Annotated in this window: 14 protein-coding genes, 1 other RNA gene and 1 pseudogene; 3 read left to right on the top strand and 13 right to left on the bottom strand. The window is 63.6% G+C overall.

Annotated features, from left to right (window positions below):
- Window positions 1-158: 158 nt before the first annotated feature.
- A complete protein-coding gene (locus FFS60_RS00420) occupies window positions 159-2834 on the top strand; it encodes a cation-transporting P-type ATPase (protein WP_137820788.1) in 2676 nt (891 codons plus the stop codon).
- A 55-nt stretch (window positions 2835-2889) separates the two neighbouring features.
- Here the strand turns inward: FFS60_RS00420 and FFS60_RS00425 are convergent, their stop codons facing one another.
- The 7 genes from FFS60_RS00425 to dnaX all read right to left on the bottom strand — a co-directional run bounded on the left by FFS60_RS00425 (window position 2890) and on the right by dnaX (window position 10124).
- Window positions 2890-3498, bottom strand: a complete 609-nt coding sequence (locus FFS60_RS00425) for a flavin reductase family protein (protein ID WP_028629784.1) — start codon at window positions 3496-3498, stop codon at window positions 2890-2892.
- A 123-nt stretch (window positions 3499-3621) separates the two neighbouring features.
- Window positions 3622-4371, bottom strand: a complete 750-nt coding sequence (locus FFS60_RS00430) for a tetratricopeptide repeat protein (protein WP_137820789.1) — start codon at window positions 4369-4371, stop codon at window positions 3622-3624.
- 613 nt (window positions 4372-4984) lie between these two features.
- A complete protein-coding gene (locus FFS60_RS00435; protein ID WP_137820790.1) occupies window positions 4985-5518 on the bottom strand; it encodes a PaaI family thioesterase in 534 nt (177 codons plus the stop codon).
- Between the two features lie 97 nt (window positions 5519-5615).
- Window positions 5616-6764, bottom strand: a complete 1149-nt coding sequence (locus FFS60_RS00440) for an acyl-CoA dehydrogenase family protein (RefSeq protein WP_137820791.1) — start codon at window positions 6762-6764, stop codon at window positions 5616-5618.
- A gap of 107 nt (window positions 6765-6871) precedes the next feature.
- Entirely contained in the window at window positions 6872-7471 is a 600-nt protein-coding gene (gene recR, locus FFS60_RS00445) for a recombination mediator RecR (RefSeq protein WP_137820792.1), read from the bottom strand.
- A gap of 143 nt (window positions 7472-7614) precedes the next feature.
- Window positions 7615-7941: a YbaB/EbfC family nucleoid-associated protein gene (locus FFS60_RS00450; protein ID WP_009619439.1), complete on the bottom strand. Its 327-nt coding sequence runs from the start codon at window positions 7939-7941 to the stop codon at window positions 7615-7617.
- A gap of 11 nt (window positions 7942-7952) precedes the next feature.
- The gene (dnaX, locus tag FFS60_RS00455) at window positions 7953-10124 is read right to left on the bottom strand and encodes a DNA polymerase III subunit gamma/tau (protein WP_137820793.1); all 2172 of its coding nucleotides are present in this window, start codon (window positions 10122-10124) and stop codon (window positions 7953-7955) included.
- Window positions 10125-10266: 142 nt separating this feature from the next.
- Here dnaX and FFS60_RS00460 point away from each other — a divergent pair, with 142 nt between their 5' ends.
- Window positions 10267-10995, top strand: coding sequence for an ABC transporter substrate-binding protein (locus FFS60_RS00460; RefSeq protein ID WP_137820794.1), 729 nt, complete (start codon window positions 10267-10269; stop codon window positions 10993-10995).
- A gap of 30 nt (window positions 10996-11025) precedes the next feature.
- Here the strand turns inward: FFS60_RS00460 and ffs are convergent.
- Together ffs and FFS60_RS00470 are read right to left on the bottom strand one after the other, a co-directional pair.
- Window positions 11026-11122, bottom strand: an RNA gene (gene ffs, locus FFS60_RS00465) — signal recognition particle sRNA small type.
- A 104-nt stretch (window positions 11123-11226) separates the two neighbouring features.
- Window positions 11227-11505, bottom strand: a pseudogene (locus FFS60_RS00470) (methyl-accepting chemotaxis protein); the annotation flags it as partial.
- 255 nt (window positions 11506-11760) lie between these two features.
- Between FFS60_RS00470 and FFS60_RS00475 the strand changes: the two are divergent.
- Window positions 11761-12060: an HU family DNA-binding protein gene (locus FFS60_RS00475; protein WP_256658019.1), complete on the top strand. Its 300-nt coding sequence runs from the start codon at window positions 11761-11763 to the stop codon at window positions 12058-12060.
- 69 nt (window positions 12061-12129) lie between these two features.
- Here FFS60_RS00475 and ligA read toward each other — a convergent pair whose 3' ends face one another.
- The 4 genes from ligA to FFS60_RS00495 form a co-directional block, all read right to left on the bottom strand.
- Window positions 12130-14505, bottom strand: a complete 2376-nt coding sequence (ligA, locus tag FFS60_RS00480) for an NAD-dependent DNA ligase LigA (RefSeq protein ID WP_137820795.1) — start codon at window positions 14503-14505, stop codon at window positions 12130-12132.
- Between the two features lie 68 nt (window positions 14506-14573).
- The gene (gene zipA, locus FFS60_RS00485; RefSeq protein WP_028629761.1) at window positions 14574-15389 is read right to left on the bottom strand and encodes a cell division protein ZipA; all 816 of its coding nucleotides are present in this window, start codon (window positions 15387-15389) and stop codon (window positions 14574-14576) included.
- Window positions 15390-15619: 230 nt separating this feature from the next.
- Window positions 15620-19108: a chromosome segregation protein SMC gene (gene smc, locus FFS60_RS00490; RefSeq protein ID WP_137820796.1), complete on the bottom strand. Its 3489-nt coding sequence runs from the start codon at window positions 19106-19108 to the stop codon at window positions 15620-15622.
- 13 nt (window positions 19109-19121) lie between these two features.
- Window positions 19122-19781 (bottom strand): GntR family transcriptional regulator, encoded by a 660-nt coding sequence (locus FFS60_RS00495; protein ID WP_137820797.1) that lies wholly within the window; start codon window positions 19779-19781, stop codon window positions 19122-19124.
- Window positions 19782-19988 lie beyond the last annotated feature (207 nt).

Genomic DNA, 19988 nt, shown 5'->3' on the forward strand with positions numbered 1-19988 from the left:
ATCCTGTCAGCTCGGAGGCCATGCTGTTTTTGACTAACTGGAGGTCGCTTTTGGATAGCTTTCTATGCTTCTCACGAAGCCATAGGAACTGACCCACGCCAATAAAGGAAATTGCCCGGGGAACTAGGCTTGACTCACGACTCGCCAAGGAGGACGCCATGACCGCTCCAACTTCCACCCACTGGCATGCTCAGTCTGTCGATGACAGCCTGCGACAACTGGACAGCGGGCCAACCGGGCTCGACACGGATGAAGCCGAGCGCCGCCTGGCCAGCGTTGGCCCCAACCGCCTACCCGAACGCGCCAGCGCCGGTCCCTTGAAGCGCTTTCTGCTGCAGTTCCACAACCTGCTCATCTATGTGCTGCTGGCCTCCACCCTGGTTACCCTGGCCCTGGGCGAATGGCTGGATAGCGCGGTGATCTTCGGGGTGGTGCTGATCAACGCCGTGGTCGGCTTCATCCAGGAAGGCAAGGCCGAATCAGCGATGCGCGCCATCCAGAAGCTGCTGACCCTGGACAGCCGGGTGAAACGCAGCGGCGAGGTACGCCAGGTGCCGGCGGAGGACTTGGTGCCGGGCGACCTGGTGCTGCTGGAAGCCGGCGACCGCGTTCCGGCGGACCTGCGCCTGCTGGAAACACGCGACCTGCGTATCGAGGAAGCGGCACTGACCGGGGAATCCGTCCCCACCGACAAGACCAGCCGCCCAGTCACCCCCGATGCCAGCCTGGGCGACCGCCACAGCATGGCCTACTCCGGCACCCTGGTCAGTGCCGGCAGCGGCGTCGGCCTGGTGGTCGCCACCGCCGGCGAAACCGAACTGGGGCGCATCAGTCACCTGCTGGGCTCGGTGGAGCAGCTGCAGACACCGCTGCTGGCGGACATGGCGCGCTTCGCCCGCCAACTTACCCTGATCATCCTGGTACTGGCGGTGGCCACCTTCGCCTTCGGTATCCTGCTGCGCGGCTACAGCGCCAGCGACATGCTGATGGCCGCCGTCGGCCTGGCGGTGGCGGCCATTCCCGAAGGCCTGCCGGCTGTGCTGACCATCATCCTGGCCTTGGGCGTCCAGCGCATGGCCCGCCGCCAATCGATCATCCGCCGGCTGCCGGCAGTGGAGAGCCTCGGCGCGGTGACCGTGATCTGCTCCGACAAGACCGGCACCCTGACCCGCAATGAGATGACCGTGCAGCGCGTCTACACCGCAACCCGACGCTACGAAATCTCTGGCGTGGGGTACGCCCCCGACGGTGACGTCAGCCCCACCATCGACCTCGCCCACGACCTGCACGAACTGGCCCGCGCCGGGCTGCTGGCCAACAGCGCCAGCCTTTGCGAGGTGGACAGCCAGTGGTGCATCACGGGCGACCCTACCGAAGCAGCGCTGCTCACCCTGGCCGGCAAGCTGCAACTGGACTCGGACGACGAAGCCAGCCGCCACCCCCGAGTCGACGCCCTCCCCTTCAGCTCCGAGCGCCGCTACCTGGCCAGCCTGCATCGCGACGAGCACGGCCGTGGCGTCATCTACCTGATCGGTGCCCCAGAGCGACTGCTGGAAGTCTGCGACCAGCAATGGCGTGACGGCAGCGCCGAGCCGCTGGACCCACGCATCTGGGACGACGTGCTGGGAGAAGGCGCAGCCGCCGGCTTGCGCATGATCGGCCTGGCCCGCCGCAGCGCTGGCAGCGGCCAGCACGAGCTCAACCATGCCGACCTGGACAGTGGCTTCGTGCTGCTGGGCCTGGTGGGCATGATGGACCCGCCCCGGGAGGAAGCCATCCTCGCCATCGAGGAATGCCACAACGCCGGTATCCACGTGAAAATGATCACTGGCGATCACGCCGCCACCGCCGCCGCCATTGCCGAGCGACTGGGACTGCCGGCCGGCAATCCGCTGACCGGCGCTGACCTGGATGACCTGAGCGATTCCGAGCTGGATGCCCTACTCAAGGAAACCAGCGTTTTCGCGCGCACCAGCCCAAGCCACAAGCTGCGTCTGGTGGAGCGTCTGCAAGCCATTGGCGAACGGGTGGCCATGACCGGCGACGGGGTCAACGACTCCCCTGCCCTCAAGCGCGCCGACATCGGCATCGCCATGGGCATCAAGGGCACCGAGGCGGCCAAGGAAGCGGCGCAGATGGTCCTGGCCGACGACAATTTCGCAACCATCGCCCACGCGGTGGAAGAAGGTCGCACGGTCTATGACAACCTGAAAAAGTCGATCCTCTTCATCCTGCCCACCAACGGCGCCCAGGCCATTGTCCTGCTCACCGCCATCCTGCTGGGCCTGACGCTGCCCATCACGCCGCTGCAGATCCTCTGGGTGAACATGATCACCGCCGTCACCCTGGCCTTGGCGTTGGCCTTCGAGCCGGCCGAGGACGATCTCATGGAGCGACCGCCACGAGACCCGAAAGCACCGCTGCTATCGGGCGAGCTGCTCTGGCTGATCCTGTTGGTATCGGTACTGCTGACCGTGGCCAGCCTCGGACTGTTCATCTACACCCAGCAGATCGGCTGGAGCATGGAGGCCAGCCGAACCCTGGCGGTCAACGCCCTGGTATTCGGCGAGATCGGCTACCTGTTCAGCAGCCGCCGGCTGAATGGCCCGGCGCGTTTCAGCTTCAGGGACAACCCAATGGTCTGGGGCATGGTCGGCCTGATGGTGTTGCTGCAACTGGGCTTCACCTACCTGCCGGCGCTGCAGACGCTGTTCGGCACCAGCGGGCTGAGCCTGGTGGGCTGGAGCTGGTGCCTGGTAACGGCGGTGGCCACCTGCGCGGTAGTGGAGGTCGACAAGATCGTTCGGCGCACGATCCTGCGTAAGCACCGCTAGCGCCCGAACAAGCGCGCCGCCTACCCGCGTCGGACGCCGGTGGGCGGCGCTGGGCTCAGCTCGGCCGCACCATGTTGAATGTGTCGCGGGTGCGGGTGTAGGCACTTCCGCCCAGACGCCCCACCAGATCCAGGCGATGCGGGTCCACCCGGCCAGCCTCGGTCAACACCGCATCATCGACATGCGCCAGCAGCACTTCGGCGAACACCAGATGACAGTTGGGGTTGGCACGTGGATAAGGCTGAACCTCGGCCACCCGGCACTCGAAAGCCACCGGCGCGCCCTGCACCCGCGGCGCCTGCACACGCAGCGACGCTTCGGTGGCAATGCCACACTTCTCGAACTCGCTCACACCATGGGGCAACAAGGCCGCACTGGCGTTCATGGCTTCCGCCTGCTCGAAGGACACCAACTGGATCACCAGCTCGCCGGTGTCCTGCACGTTGCGCAGGGTGTCCTTCAGTTGCCCATCGTCACGTGTGTTGACGTTCACCATCAAGGTCGGCGGGTTGTCGCTGATGACCTGGAAAAAGCTGAACGGCGCCAGGTTGCTGACCCCATCCTTCGACAGTGTGGAAACCCAGGCGATAGGGCGCGGCGTAACAGTGGAGGCAAGCCAGCGGTAGGCGTCCAGCGGGGCCAGTTGGGTGAAGTCGAGCTGCATGAAAAGGCTCCAGCAGGGAGAAAGCGGCGATTATGCCTTGCCGCCCCAAGCGGCAACACGGGTACCTTGGTCGAAGGCCGGGAGCTCTATGTGCAGGAACCTGGGCGCCATCAAACCCTGGCCTCAGCCACGCACCAGGTAGGCACCCTGCGGAACCTGATTCTGCAGCTTCTTGCATTTACCAGGTGCGGGCTGTTGTCCCACCGGGCGATCAGGGAACCAAATCCGACACTTGCCACGCGGTGGCATCTGGCCACGCGGGATACGCACCTCGTCATACGCCGGCTGTGAATCGAACGAAGCGGCCTGGAAACCACCGGCATCATGGGATTCCCAGTCACCCGCCTGCGACTCGGTTACGAAGCCGTCCTGCTCCGCTGTGGCCAGACCACCGGCTGCAATACCCGCCTCACTTGGCCTTGCGCGTTGCTGATACAGGCCCACTCGGACTTGAGCCTGTTCATCCACCGCGACCTCCGCTTCCGAACCACTCGCCACGCCCGGCCCCATGCTCTGCCGGGCGGCCTGGATCAACTGGAGATTGCGAGTGCGCAACTCGGTATTGGTGCGAGCGCGCGCAGTGGATCTCTTGGCCAAGGCGATGGCCTGCTCAAACTGCCCCTGCTGAAACCGCACCTGCCCCAGATAATGCAAGGTCGCGGGATTGTTCGGCTCGATGCGCAAAGCACGCTCCAGCGTGTCGCCAGCCTGTTCCACCTCGCCAAACTCCAGTTGCAGCGACGCCGCCTCCAATAGGGCAGCTGACGCACTGTTATTGCCCTGGACCGCCCACTGATCAGCGGAGTACGCCGGCAGCGAAGAAACCGCGTAAAGGGTGAACGTCAGGATCGACATAAAACACGTGGCGTACATCGAGGGCACTCTCACCAGGGCTCGGGGTATGGCGGGTTACAGGCTTTGCCTGCGCCGGTTATCCGCTCCGCCCCGGCGTCACCTGCGTGAGCCAGAGACGGAAATCACGGCGTTCTCCGACCTGCACCAGTGCCCTGAAGTTCCCACGAAGCAACCGCCAGAGCTGCGCGTCCGGCCGACGTCTGCGACCTGGGGAAACAACATTGGAAGCGCCAACGGGATGACTTGACTGCGAGGCGCCGCCGAGAGGTGGTCGGGACGGGAAATCCCGCTTACTGATAAACTACGCGCCCTTCACGCCGCCCGGCGCCGCAACACAGCCATCATTACCGATGAATCAGCCGCAAGCCCAGCTCCAGCCCACCGACCGCCCTGCCCTGTCCCGCCGCTTCTCCGTGGCGCCGATGATGGACTGAAGCGATTGAGCCCTACAGACCCCGCGGAATGTGGCCTCCAATCAACTCCCCCTCTTTTAAGCACTGCTTTTAGCACTTCCCACCAATTTACCCACTTCCCTGACTGTCGACCCGCTCGTCCCCCAAACTCTGCGAAGAACCTTTTTCTGGGCCAGCCCCCTTCCTGGCTCAGTCCCCACAGACCGCCAACTAGCTAATCACTTCCCGCCGAGGATCAGGCAGGTGGTGGAGCCGGTCGCATAGAGCTTGCCATCCACATCGTAGATGCGCCCCTCGGCCAGGGCAGTGGAACGCCCCACATGGATGATCCGACCCTCGGCGCGTACCGGCCCGGTTTTGGCGGTCAGGGCACGGATGTAGCTGATGCGCAGGTCGGTGGTCGTGTAGCCCTGCCCCCTCTCCAGATTGGCGTGAATGGCACAGCCCATCGCCGAATCCAGCAGCGTCGCCGCGTAGCCGCCGTGCACCGAGCCGATGGGGTTGTAATGCTGCATCTGCGGCACGCCCTGGAAGATGAAGCAGTCCTTTGACCATTCGATGGGCACAAAACCCATCAGCTCACCGATGGGTGGCGCCGGCAAATCGCCCTGACCAATGCCGTCGAAGAACTCCAGGGGACTCAACGTCGCCACGTCCGCGATGCTCATGGTGCCGGGCTTGAGGCGGGCACGAATCTCAGCTTCGGCCGCCAGCCAGGCTTGCAGTGTTTCTTCGCGGGTCAGATCACGCATCGGACTACTCCTGGGTCACTCGTTCAAATTGAATGTCGATCGTAATATATATGATCCAGAAAAAACCGGAACGCCCATTCGGAAGTTCCGGTCCGGTTCAGAGATTCATCTGCTTGGCGATGATCTCGTTCATGATCTCCCGCGTACCGCCGCCGATGGAGAGAATGCGATTGTCGCGATACAGCCGCTCCACCAGGCTTTCGCGCATGTAACCCATGCCCCCGAGAATCTGCACGGCGTCATAGGTGAGGCGGTCAGCGATATCGGTGGCAAAGTTCTTCGCCATGGAGATTTCCTTGATCACGCTCTTGCCCACTGCCATCTTCGCGGCCTGGCGGTAGGTGAACTCACGGGAAACCTCCAACTGGGTGGCCATTTCCGCCAGACGATGCTTGAGCACCTGGAACTTGCCAATCGGTTTGCCGAACGCCTCACGCTCGCAGCCCCATTTGAGGGATTCCTCCAGTGCAAGCTGGGCCGTCATGTTGGCCATGATCGCCAGCGCCAGGCGCTCGCTCTGGAAGTTGGCCATGATGCAGGCGAAGCCCATGTTCTCCATGCCGATCAGGTTCTCCACTGGCACCTTGCAATCGTCGAAGAACAGTTCGGCAGTGTCCGAGGCCCACCAGCCCATCTTCTTCAACTTGCGGCCAACGGTGAATCCCGGCGTGCCCTTCTCCACCAGCAGCAGGCTGACCCCGCCGAAGCCTTCGCCACCGGTGCGCACTGCGACCGTGTAGTAGTCGGCACGCACACCGCTTGTAATGAAGGTCTTGCTGCCAGAGACCCGATAGAAATCGCCTTCCCGCACGGCACGGGTCTTGAGACTGGCCACATCCGATCCACCCGAAGGCTCCGTCACCGCCAGGGCCATGATCTTCTCGCCGGCCAACACCTGGGGCACAACGCGCTCACGCAACTCGGTGCGCCCCCACTTGATCACCGGAGGCAGGCCGATATCCAGGGAGCCCAATCCAGCCACCAACCCCCCGGAACCACAGCGCATCAACTCTTCGCTGGCTGCCACTTTGGCGAACACGTCACCTTCGTGGCTGCCACCGAACTGCTCCGGGTAGCCGATGCCGAGGATTCCGGCCGCACCAGCCTTGAGGTAAAGCTCGCGGGGAAACTCCTCGGCCTCTTCCCATTCGGCGATGTGGGGCAGGATTTCCCGCTCGACGAAGCGGCGCACAGAGTCCCGAACCAGTTGGTGGGACTCGTCGAAATATTCCTGATAGGCAGACATGGCAAGACTCCCCGGTAAGATCGATCGAACTTACCGAGCGCTTGCTTGGTTAGCAAGATGAGAGTTGCGCCATCGATCCGGCCGTATCGGCCTCGACGTCTCGCGGATCAGAGCCCGATCGGACGACGCCCGGCCAACGCATGGGCCAGTGTGCCACCATCCACCAGCTCCAACTCGCCCCCCAGCGGCACGCCATGGGCGATACGGGAAACGGTGATGGACTTGGGCGCCAACAATTGGGCGATGTAGTGGGCGGTGGCCTCCCCCTCCACGGTGGGGTTGGTCGCCAGGATCACTTCAGCGAACTGGCCCGCCTCGATGCGCGCAATCAGCTCCGGGATGCCAATCGCTTCCGGGCCAAGGCCATCCAGGGGTGACAGATGCCCCTTGAGCACGAAGAAGCGGCCGCGATAGCCGGTCTGTTCCACCGCGAATACATCCAGCGGTCCCTCTACCACGCAGAGCAGAGAATCATCGCGACGCGGGTCGGCGCACTGCGGGCAGAGCTCATCCTCGCTCAGGGTGCGGCACTGCTTGCAATGGCCGACCCCTTCCATGGCCGCCGTCAGCGCCTGTGCCAGGCGCAGCCCGCCACTGCGGTCGCGCTCCAGCATCTGCAGCGCCATGCGTTGCGCCGTCTTCTGGCCCACACCGGGCAGGATGCGCAAGGCGTCGATCAGTTGGCGGATCAGCGGGCTGAAGCTCATGGGCGTCTCGGGATGGATGGAAGTGAGAGGTAGGGTGGGCTTAAGCCCACCAATCCCGGCGGTGGGCTGAAGCCCACCCTACGTGAAGCCGGGCGCGACCGGCGTAGCCACTGCATCAGAGCAGTGGCTCGCCACATGGCCACTCAGAAGGGCATTTTGAAGCCGGGGGGCAGCTGCATGCCGGCAGTCATGCCTGCCATTTTTTCCTGGTTGTTCTGCTCGATCTTACGGACCGCATCGTTCACCGCAGCAGCGATCAGGTCTTCAAGGATTTCCTTGTCTTCCTGCATCAGGCTGTCGTCCAGGGAGACGCGCTTGACGTCGTGACGCCCCGTCATCACCACGCTCACCAGGCCAGCACCGGACTGGCCGGTGACTTCGGCATTGGCCAGTTCTTCCTGCATCTTCTGCATTTTTTCCTGCATTTGCTGGGCCTGCTTCATCAGGCCTGCCATGCCACCTTTCATCATGGTGATTGTCCTCAGCGGTCAAGTGGTTCAATGGTGTCGGCGCGCACCTGGGCGCCGAACAGTTCGATCATTTTCAACACCAGCGGATCACTGGCAATGGCCGCTTCGGCCTGGCGCTGACGAGCGGCACGTTTACGAGCGGCGGCCTGGGCCGGGGTTTCCTGCTCAGGGCGACGCACTTCAACTTCCAGCTTCAGATTACGCCCGTGGTACTGGTTAAGCGCATCGTTCAGACGACGCTGCTGGTTGGCATTGAACAGTGCGCTCTGCGCAGGGTCCAGGTGCAGGCGCCAGACGTCACCGTCCACCGCCACCAGGGTGCAGTTGGCGCCAATGTTGCCGGTCATGCCCGACAGACCAAGGCGCGGGAACAGGTCCAGCCACTCGGCGGCCAGTCCCGTGGCCGGTTGCGCGGCAGGCAGGATCTCCGGTACCGCGGCGGGTTCTTCCGACGGGCCGAAGTCGTCCATGTAGGCAATGCTGTCGGCATCCGACTCGTAGTAGTCCTCGTAGTCACCGAGCGGGGGTTCGTCTTCGGTCTCATCAGCCGTTGCAGCCACCTCGGACTGAGCGCCAGGCTCGGGCACAACTGGCATCGACTCAGCCACGACCTCCGGTTCGGATTCAGGCAGGGGCTCGACAGAAGGCGCCACTGCCGCTGGCGTGGATGGCTCCTCCCAAGGCAGGTCGACCACCTCGGCTGGGGCTTCAGCCGCAGGCGCGGGCGCGTCTACCGCGGGTTCCGCAGTCGGCTCGGCAACAGCTTCAACGATAGGTTCGGCAACGGGTGTAGGCGGAATGGCTTCCGCCACGGCAGTCACGACAGGAGCCTCGACCGCCGGAGCGGGCGCAGGCGTTTCGACGACCGGAGCCGGAGCCGGAGCCGGAGCCGGAGCCGGAGCCGGAGCCGGAATAGGCTGGCTGGCCACTGGTGCCGGCGCAACGACGGGAGCAGGCGGTTCTACGGGGGCGGGTTGCGGCGCGGCAACGGCCACCGGAGCCGACGAGGCGGCTCCGGCCACTGGGTTCGTCCGGGGATCAACCGTGGCCTGGCTGATCCCCGGGTCCTTTAGCTGGACCTTGGGCGTGCCTTCAGCATCCGCTGGGCGGAACGCCAGCATGCGTAGCAGCACCATCTCGAAGCCGCTGCGCGGGTCTGGCGCCAACGGCAGATCGCGCCGACCGATCAGGCCCATCTGGTAGTAGAACTGCACATCCTCGCCGGGCAACGCCTGGGCCAGCGCCAGCACACGCTCGCGGTCACCCTGGCCGTTGTCGATGGCATCCGGCAGCACCTGGGCGATGGCCATTCGGTGCAGCACATTCAGCATCTCGGAGAGCACGCCATTCCAGTCCGGCCCCTGCTCAGCCAGATGGCGCACCGCCTCCAGCAACGCGCGGGCATCGCCCTCCAGCAATGCATGAAGCACACCGTAAACCTGACCGTGATCAAGGGTTCCGAGCATGGCGCGCACATCAGCAGCCAGCACCTTGCCTTCACCGAAGGCGATGGCCTGGTCGGTGAGGCTCATGGCGTCACGCATCGAGCCATCAGCGGCACGACCCAGCAGCCAGAGCGCGTCGGCCTCGAAGGGCACATTCTCGGCGCCGAGTACGTGGGTCAGGTGCTCGACCACGCGCTCCGGCGGCATGTTCTTCAGGGAGAACTGCAGGCAGCGCGAGAGGATGGTGACAGGCAGTTTCTGCGGGTCGGTGGTGGCCAACAGGAACTTGACGTGAGGCGGCGGCTCTTCGAGGGTCTTCAGCAATGCGTTGAACGAGTGCGTAGAAAGCATGTGCACTTCGTCGATCAGGTAGACCTTGTATCGACCGCGACTGGGCGCGTACTGCACGTTGTCGAGCAGTTCGCGGGTGTCTTCCACCTTGGTACGGCTGGCGGCGTCCACTTCGATCAGGTCGACGAATCGCCCCTCATCGATCTCACGGCACACCGAGCACTGGCCGCACGGCGTGGAGCTGATGCCGGTCTCGCAGTTCAGGCACTTGGCGAGAATACGCGCGATGGTGGTCTTGCCCACGCCGCGGGTACCGGTGAACAGGTAGGCGTGATGCAGGCGCTGGTTGTCCAGGGCATTGATCAAGGCTTTCAGCACATGAGTCTGGCCGACCATTTCGCGGAACGAGCGCGGACGCCACTTACGTGCAAGAACCTGATAACTCATTGAAAACCATCGCGTCTGGAAAGCAGAAGGCGCTAATGCTAGCGGAGCGATGCGTAAATTGCATCCGATGCGAACGGCGCCCTGTTCAATCAATGTGGCAAAGGGCATTGTGGAGCACCGCCCAACCAGACGAGGGAGCCCGATGCGCTCATTAGTCCTCGCCCTTCTCCTCTGCTGGAGCACCTTTGGCAACGCCGCACCGGCGCCGCTGCGCTTTTCGGCAGTGGACAGCTGGGGCATGCCGCTCGCAGAGCTCGAGGACAACCGCCTGGTCGGCGGCATCATTCATGATGTGATCGAACGCCTGGTGCAACGACTCGATGTGCCGTCGCAAATCCAGGTCCTGCCGCGCAACCGCGTGGAACTGGCCCTGTCGCAAGGCGAGATCGATGTGCGCTGCTATATCCGCCCGAAGTGGATCACCCACAGCGAGAACTTCCTCTGGAGCGTGCCGTTCATCCACCAGCGCGATCTGATCGTGGCCCGCAGGGGCAGCCCGCGTCTGACCAATCCGGACGCACTGTCCGGGCTAAGCGTCGGCACCGTACTGGGTTACACCTATCCGCGCCTTCAGCACCTGATCGACCGGGGCGCCCTGCATCGCGACGAAGCCCGCAACCAGGAACTGGTACTACAGAAGCTGCTGGCCGGGCGCTATCAGTTTGCAGTGAGCAACGAACTGGCCCTGGGCTGGTTCAAGCGGGACCTGCCTGACAGCGACCGCCTTGAGAACGTCGCCACCCTGGAAGAAGAACCCGTGAGCTGCCTGGTACGCAATGACCCGGCCCTGCCTACGCAGCGCATTCTGCGCACGCTGTTGCAGATGAAGGAATCGGGGGAGATCGAAGGAATTCTGGCGCGCTACCGCTGAGATTCGGTAGCTGGGAGGAATTGGAGGTGACCCCACCAGCCACACCCCGGCACACGATTTCACCGCTGCGGCTGCTCCCTTCCGGGCCTGACCGGGTTCACGGCTGATCGTTGCGGGGGGACCGGCAGGGCCACCATCACGCCGCTCGCCAGATCGGCGAGCCGCGCCATTGTACCGGCTCTTCGCCAACTTACAACCGGTAAAACCGGTTTCCTTACAAGCACTTGCGGATCAGACCCGGAAACGCCCCACCAACTGCGCCAGGCCGCTGGAAAGCTGGGAGAGGTGCTGGCTGGCCTGGGTACTACAGATATCGCTGATGTTACGGGCTATCTCTTCGGTGACACTGCTCTGCTCTTCGCAGGCGGAGGCAATCTGTGCCGCCATATTGTTGATCCGCTGAACCGAGCCGCCCATGTTGGACACCGCCTGGTCGACTCCCGCCGCGCGCTCTGCGCTGTCCCGCGCCCGGAGGCTGCCCGAGCGCATCGCCTTGACCGCCTCCTCCATGCAGAACTGCGGCCATCAGCATCTGTAGACGCCGGATTCGCAGCAACGGTGACGACCTGTCGTCGGTTGCGATGAGCGAGTAAAAGTTGCGTCAAATCGACGCAAACCCTGGGTTCGTGCACAGGAGCGCCGCACCTTTTGTGCTAGCTTGCTCACCGGTTGCGGCCTGTCCCCTACAACCTCGGCCGCACTTCCAGACGCACCGCTTGTCTCATCAGGGCCGGCGCGACCGGCCAGGCCACAAGCCAGACACTCATTGAATGGAGCAACACCATGGCACTCACCAAAGACCAGTTGATCTCTGACATCGCAGAAGCTACCGACACCACCAAGGCCGCCGTACGCGCCGTGCTGGAGCAACTGGGCGAGATCGTCAGCGACTCACTGGAAAACAGTGATGAGATCACCCTGCCGGGCATCGGCAAGCTGAAAGTAGGCGAGCGCCCCGCTCGCACCGGCCGCAACCCGCAGACCGGCAAGGCCATCGAGATCGCCGCCAAGAAGGTGGTCAAGTTCGTACCGGCCAAGGCCCTGACCGACGCGGTCAACAAGTAATAAAAAAGGGCGAACCAGATGGTTCGCCCCTTTTGCATCTGCCTCAGGCGACCCTGAGGCCCTCCGCCATCATCCCAGCCGCGCCAGTTCGGCGAGGAACTGCTCCTCGTCCAGCACGCGTACGCCCAACTCGTTGGCCTTGGCCAGCTTGGAGCCAGCACCTGGCCCAGCAACCACGCAATGGGTACGTGCCGATACCGAACCCGCCACCTTGGCCCCCAGCGCCTCCAGCTTTTCCTTGGCCACCTCCCGACTCATGACTTCCAGGGTGCCGGTCAACACCCAGGTCTGTCCCGCCAACGGCAGCCCATCCACGGCCTTCTTCTCGCTTTCCCAGTGCATGCCAAAGTCGCGCAGCTGGGCTTCGATTGCGCGGGCACGCTGAACGCTCTCCTCCGCCACGAAGAATTCGCGCAGGGCCTGCTTGGCCTTTTCGTTCAGGCCTTTCATCACGCTCAGGTCCAGCCAGTCGCGACTAAGGGCAATCAGGCCATCCAGGTTGCCGGTCTTTTCAGCCAGGTTTTTCGCGCCTGTGGCCGCGATACCGGAAATGTTGAGCTTTTCGATGAAGCCGGCGAAGGTTGCGCAGGCGGCAAACTCCGGACTCAGATCCCCCTCCTCCTGCAACTCGATACCGCGCGCCATCAAGTCGCCAATCACCTTCTCGTTATGAGCATCGGCGAAGAACGCGTGGATTTCGTGGGCGACTTCCAACCCCACGTCAGGCAGGTAGGTGAGCACGTCAGGCAGTGCCCGCTGAATGCGCTCCAGAGAACCCAGGGCGCGAGCCAACAGCTTGGCGGTTTCCTCCCCCACGTCCGGGATACCCAGGGCGTAGACGAAGCGCGCCAGGGCGGGCTTGCGGCTGTCGGCAATCGCGCCCAGCAGGTTGCGAGTGGAGAGGTCAGCGAAGCCTTCCAGCTCTACCACCTGTTCGTACTTGAGGGTGTACAGATCAGCCGGCGAAGCGACCAGCCCGGCGTCCACCAACTGCTCGACGATTTTGTCGCCCAGGCCTTCGATGTCCAGGGCGCGGCGCGAGGCAAAGTGGATGATCGCCTGCTTCAACTGGGCACCGCAGGCCAGACGACCGACGCAGCGATAGATCGAGCCTTCACTGGTGGTTTCCTTGCCCTTGGCGCGCTTGACCAGTTGGGTACGTTCGACTGCGGAACCACATACCGGGCATTGCTCGGGAACATGCACGGGGCTCGCATTGGGAGGGCGACGATCCAGAACGACCTGCATCACCTGCGGAATCACGTCACCAGCCCGGCGGATGATCACGGTATCGCCGATCCTCAGATCCAGGCGCGCGACCTCGTCCATGTTGTGCAGGGTGGCGTTGGAAACGGTGACGCCGGCCACCTGCACCGGCTTGAGGCGAGCGACCGGTGTCACGGCACCCGTACGACCGACCTGGAACTCCACATCCAGCAGTTCGGTGAGCTCTTCCCGGGCCGGGAATTTGTGAGCCAGGGCCCAGCGCGGCTCTCGGGCGCGGAAGCCCAGCTCACGCTGCCAGGCCAGGTTGTTGAGCTTGTAGACCACGCCATCGATCTCGTAGGCGAGACTGTCGCGGCGCTCGCCGATATCGCGGTAATAGGCCAGGCAGCCCTGGGCACCCGTGACCAGTTTCAGCTCACGGCTGATGGGCAGGCCCCAGCCCTTGAGCGCCTGGAGTATGGCGAACTGGTTATCTGGCAGCTCGCCCTCCACCCGACCGAAACCATAGGTACAGAACTCGAGCGGGCGACTGGCGGTGATCTTCGAGTCCAGCTGACGCAGACTCCCTGCGGCGGCATTTCGCGGATTGGCGAAGGTCTTGGCGCCGAGCTCCAGGTTGCGGGCATTGAGCGCCTCGAAGCCGGCCTTGGACATGAAGACCTCACCCCGCACCTCCAGCACGGCGGGCCAACCCTCGCCCTGCAACTTCAGCGGCACATTGCGAATGGTGCGCACGTTGCTGCTGATGTCCTCGCCCGTGGTGCCGTCGCCGCGAGTCGCCCCGCGCACCAGCAAGCCGTTCTCGTACAGCAGGCTCACGGCCAGGCCGTCCAGCTTGGGCTCACAGGTGTATTCCACTTCCGGGCCACTACCGAACAGGTCGCCGCCTGGAAGCAACTCACCCAGCCCTTCGCGCACCCGCCGATCGAAGTCCAGCAGGTCCTGTTCCTCGAAGGCGTTCCCCAAGCTGAGCATGGGCACTTCGTGGCGCACCTCGCCGAAGGCCGACAGGGCCGTACCGCTGACCCGCTGGGTCGGCGATTCCGGGGTCACCAGTTCAGGGTGCTCCGCCTCCAGGGCCTGCAGCTCACGAAACAGGCGGTCGTACTCGGCGTCCGGCACGCTGGGCTCATCCAGCACGTAGTAACGGTAGTTGTGCGCATCCAGCTCGGAGCGCAGCGCGTAGATGCGTTCGGCGGCAGTTTGGGCATCGATCATGGTTCAGGCTCGTTCTCTTGAAACAAAAAGAGCAGCCGGGGCTGCTCTTTCGTTGACTGCGCGCTGGATCAGCGCTTATGGGTCAGGTGCTTGCGCTCGAATTCGACGATGCGCTGGCGGTAGTGCTCGATGGTCTGGGCAGTCATCACGCTGCGCTGATCATCCTTCAGCTCGCCGTTCAGCTCCTGGGACAGCTTACGGGCGGCGGCAACCATCACGTCGAAGGCCTGCTTCGGATGGCGTGGGCCCGGCAGACCGAGGAAGAAACTCACAGCGCGGGTGCTGAAGTGGTCGATGTCGTCCAGGTCAAAGGTGCCGGGCTTGACACCGTTGGCCATGGAAAACAGCACTTCGCCATTACCGGCCATGCTTTCGTGGCGATGGAAGATGTCCATGGCACCGAAGCGCAGACCGCTTTCCAGGATGTTCTGCAGCAGAGCCGGTCCCTTGAAGCCGGCTTCGTCGCGTGCAACGACGTTGATCACCAGGACTTCCTCAACCGGAACTTCCGGGGTCTGCAGCTGCGGATGGGGCTTGCCGTTCTTTTTCCCTTCATCAACCGGGTTGAGCAGGGTCGGTACCGGCTCATCGAGGTTCAGATCGCCCTGTTGCGGCTCGCCGCGACGCTTGCCGGCTTCGCGGGCGCTCAGGGAAGGCAGGTCTTCCTCGTCCAGAGACGGCTCTTGATGAGCACGATCCTTGACCCGCGCCGGACCAAGCAGGTTCGGATCGTCTTCATCGCCCGGGGCATTGGAAAAACTGCGATCCAGTCTGAATTTGAGTTTCCCCTTGCCGCCACTCATGCGGCGCCAGCCATCGAACAGAATGCCGGCGATTACGATGATGCCAATGACAATCAGCCACTCGCGCAGACCGATATCCATGTAGTCCTGTGTCCCCTAGTGAAAATGCAAACAATGGTGAAGAAAGGACATCCCGTCCCCTGAAACGTGGCGCCCAACTCCATGTTCTGAATGGCGTTTTCCACGTGCGACAAAATTGGGCATAAAGCTAGCACGACCAGCCCAGCAGAGAAACCTCTGATAGAGGCTTACACCGATGCCAACGCGAATTTGATCTCCAGACCCATCTGGAGTTCGCATTCGACTGGCTACTAGGCCTCAACCATCGACATCGCCTCCTCGACATCCACCGCTACCAGGCGCGAGCATCCGGGCTCGTGCATGGTCACACCCATCAACTGGTCAGCCATTTCCATGGCGATCTTGTTGTGGGTGATATAGATGAACTGCACCTTCTCGGACATTTCCTTCACCAGACGCGCATAACGGCCGACGTTGGCGTCGTCCAGCGGCGCGTCTACCTCGTCCAGCATGCAGAATGGCGCCGGATTGAGCTGGAAGATCGCGAAGACCAGGGCCAACGCGGTGAGCGCCTTCTCACCACCGGACAGCAGGTGAATCGTGCTGTTCTTCTTACCCGGCGGCCGCGCCATGATGGCCACACCGGTGTCCAGCAGGTCTTCGCCTGTCAATTCCAGATAAGCATGGCCACCGCCGAACACTTTCGGGAACAGTGCCTGCAGGCCGGCGTTGATCTGGTCGAAGGTTTCCTTGAAGCGATTGCGGGTTTCCTTGTCGATCTTGCGGATGACGTTTTCCAGCGTCTCCAGGGCTTCCACAAGGTCGTCATTCTGCGCGTCCAGATAGCGCTTGCGCTCGGACTGCTGCTGGTATTCGTCGATGGCCGCGAGGTTGATCGGTCCGAGGCGCTGGATGCGCGCCGCCAGTCGCTCGAGTTCCTCTTCCCAGGCACTTTCGCTGGCTTCAGCCGGAAGCGTGGCGAGCACTCCGTGCAGATCGTAGCCGTCTTCATGCAGTTGATCCTGCAGCGTCTTGCGACGAACCGTGAGGGCCTGCCATTCCAGACGCTGTTGCTCCAGTTGGCCACGCAGCAATTGCGCCTGCTGCTCGGCCTGGGTGCGGCGTTTTTCGGCGTCGCGCAGTTCACGGTCGGCATCTTCAAGCGCCAGCCTTGCCAGCTTGAGCTCGTCCTCTACACCCAGGCGCTTATCCAGCAACTCCTCCAGCTTCAGGCGCAGCTCCTCCAACGGCGCAGCGCCCTCCTCCAGGTTCAGGCTGAGCTGTTCGCGCCGCTCGTTGAGGCGCTCGAACTGCAACGACAGGCGTTCCAGAGCCTGACGCGTCGAATCATGCTGCGCTCGCAGCGAGCCGACGCGCACGGCCAGTTGGTGGGCATGGTCCTTGTGCTGGCGAGCCTCCTGGCGAATCCGGTCGAGACGCTCGCGCAAGCTGTCGCGCTCGGCGAGCAGTTTTTCGCGCTGCTCGGTGTCGCTGGCCATCGCGTCCAGGGCGTCCTGCAGGGTCAGGCGCGCCTCGCCCAACTGCTCGAGCTCGAGGGCACGCTGCTCGTCCAACTCTCGGACTTCGTCTTCCAGGCGACGACGACGCAAGGTCAGTTGTTCCACTTTCGCCTGCTGGGCGGACAGGCGAGCCTTCAGTTCGCCCAGGCTGCGCGACTCTTCCTGCAACAGACGACGTTGCTGCTCGCGGGACTCCTCCTGCTGACGCTGGCTGTCGCGCAGCTGGTGCAGGCGTTCTTCCAGCTTCTCCAGGGCGGCTTCGCGCTCCTCGCGTTCGGCATGCAGACGTTCCAGCTCCTGACCACGGGCCAGCAGGCCGCTCTCCGCTTCGCTGGCGCGGCGAACCCGCAGGAAGTTGCGACCGACCCAGTAACCGTCACGGCTGATCAGGCTTTCGCCCTCGCCGAGTATGCCGCGCTGGGCCAAGGCCTGATCCAGGTTCTCCACCGGCAGGACCTTGGCCAGCCAGGGCGCCAGATCAATGGGCGCCTCTACCTTCTCCAACAGACTGCCGGGGGCTCGCGCCCCGCCCCTGCCGGCGCTGGCCAGGCGCAGCTCACCCTGGCTGAAGCCGGATAGATCGAGGCCGGTGAATTCCTCCAGTAATACGGCTTGCAGATCGGCGCCGAGCACGGTTTCCACCGCCAGCTCCCAGCCCTGCTCCACCCGCAGGCCTTCGGCCAGACGCGGACGTTCGGACAGCTGCTGTTCACGAAGCCATTCGGCAGCGCCCTTGCCAGGGTTCAGTGCAGCCTGTTGCAGGGCTTCCAGCGAAACGATACGTCCATTCAGCCGCTGCAGCTCGCCCTGGGCCTGCTGCTGGGTCTGATTGGCCTGCTGCAATTCTTCACGCAGCTCGTCCAGGCGTTCCGCCAGGCCCTGCTCCGCGACCTGAAGTTCTTCCAGGCGCATTTCGCCTACCGCGAGTTCCTCGCTCAGCTCCAGCACCGCCGCATCTTCCGGATCAGCGGCCAATTGAGCGCGCTCATCGCTCAGGCGGCGCTCGCGCTCCAGCAGACGCTCCAGGCTCTGCTCCAGCTGCTGGATGCGCGACTGCTGCACCTCAGCCTGGCGACGCGGTTCGGCGCTTCGCTGGTTGAAACCATCCCACTGTTCCTGCCAGGCGTGCATGCCGGTTTCGGCTTCTTCCAACTGGGCGGAGGCTTCTTCCGCAGCGGCGGCGCTCATTTCCTGTTCAGGGCCAAGCATGTCCAGCTCTTCGCTCAGCGTGGCGAGCAAAGTACGGTCGTGGCCCAGGTGGGATTCGGTTTCCTGGCGCGCGCGCTCGGCGTCGCGCAGGTCGTCCTGCAGCTGACGCAGGCGCTGCTGGCCGTGTTGGATGCTCTGCTCCACGCGGGCGATATCGCCACCCACGGAGTAGAAGCGGCCCTGCACCAGATTGAAGCGCTCGGACAGTTCATGATGCCCATCGCGCAGACGCTCGATGCTCGCGTCGGCATTGCGCTGTTCGGCCACCAGGGCCTCGAAGCTGACTTCCTGGTTGCCGATTACCGCCTCGCGCTGGCCGACCTGGTCGTTCAACGCCCGCCATTTCAGGGCGGCGAGCTGGGCCTTGAGCTGACGCTCCTCGGCCTTGTACTCCTGGTACTTCTCGGCGGACTGGGCCTGGCGATGAAGACGCTCCAGCTGGCGCTCCAATTCCTCACGCAGGTCAGTCAGGCGCGCCAGGTTCTCCTGGGTGCGGCGGATGCGGCTCTCGGTCTCGCGGCGGCGCTCCTTGTACTTGGAAATGCCGGCCGCTTCTTCGATGAAGTTGCGCAGGTCCTCAGGCTTGGCCTCGATCAGTTTGGAGATCATCCCCTGCTCGATGATCGAGTAGCTGCGCGGCCCCAGGCCGGTGCCGAGGAAGATATCGGTGATGTCGCGACGGCGGCACTTGGTGCCGTTGAGGAAGTAGGTGTTCTGGCCGTCGCGGCTGACGCGGCGGCGAATGGAAATCTCGGCGAAGGCGGCGTATTCGCCTACCAGGCTGTTGTCGGAGTTGTCGAAGATCAGCTCGATGCTGGCCTGAGCCACCGGCTTGCGGGTGTTGGAGCCGTTGAAGATGACGTCCGTCATCGACTCACCGCGCAGGTTCTTCGCCGAACTCTCACCCATGACCCAGCGAACGGCGTCGATGATGTTCGATTTTCCGCAACCATTGGGGCCGACCACGGCCGCCATGTTGCTGGGGAAGCTGACGGTGGTCGGGTCCACGAAGGACTTGAACCCGGCCAGCTTGATGCACTTCAGCCGCATCGGTGCGCTCCGCTCAACGCTCGGCCAGGGCCGCGAGCACCAGCTCGCAGTTCTGTTTGCCGTAGCCCAGCAGTACTTCGCGAATCTTCGCCTGGTCGCGGCCGATCACGGCCATCAACAGGTCGTCGAAAACCGCACCGAACAGGCTCATCTGGCCTCGGCGGCGCTCCAGGGCGATGTAGTAGGTACGCGCGATGGCCGGCTGCAGGTTGTCCAGGGTCTGCTGCAGGTAAGGGTTATCGGCGAACGGATAGGCCGCCTGCATGATGGCGAAGCTGGAGTCGACGAACGCCAGGATGTCTTCACGCTCGCGCGCTTCTGCCAGGCGCTGCTGAATCGAACGGAATGGCGCGAGATCGTCCTCCCCGCGCCAATGCTCGGCAACGGCGTAACCCAGCAGGATGTAGAGCTCCATCACGAGGGTATAGAGGCTGCGTACATGCTGCTGCGTCAGCTCGGACACCTGGGCGCCACGGCGCGGCAGGATGGTGATCAGGTGGCGACGCTCGAGGATCAGCAGCGCCTCGCGCACGGAACCCCGGCTGACATTCATGGCCTGGGTGACTTTCTGTTCCTGGATACGCTCACGCTCTTTAAGCTCGCCGCGGATGATGCGTTCGGCCAAATGGCGGGCAATCTGCTCGGAGAGGCTGTCCGGTGCCTTGAACGTCATGGTTTTCCTTTGAACTGGGGAACGTTGTGCGCTGCGCCGGAGCTTTCCCACGCCAAAGCTCCGGCGCTGACAGTACTACGGGTACGGGCAGTGGACGCAAGAGCAAAAGGGGGGAAATGTCCGACTCTGCCGCAGGACGCTGGCAGGGCGCGGAGTCTATCACAAGGCAGCAAGAGCTCCTGTAGAGCCGAACTCATTGGCTACGCC

The organism is Pseudomonas sp. D(2018) (assembly GCF_005502555.1).
Taxonomy (GTDB): domain Bacteria; phylum Pseudomonadota; class Gammaproteobacteria; order Pseudomonadales; family Pseudomonadaceae; genus Metapseudomonas; species Metapseudomonas resinovorans.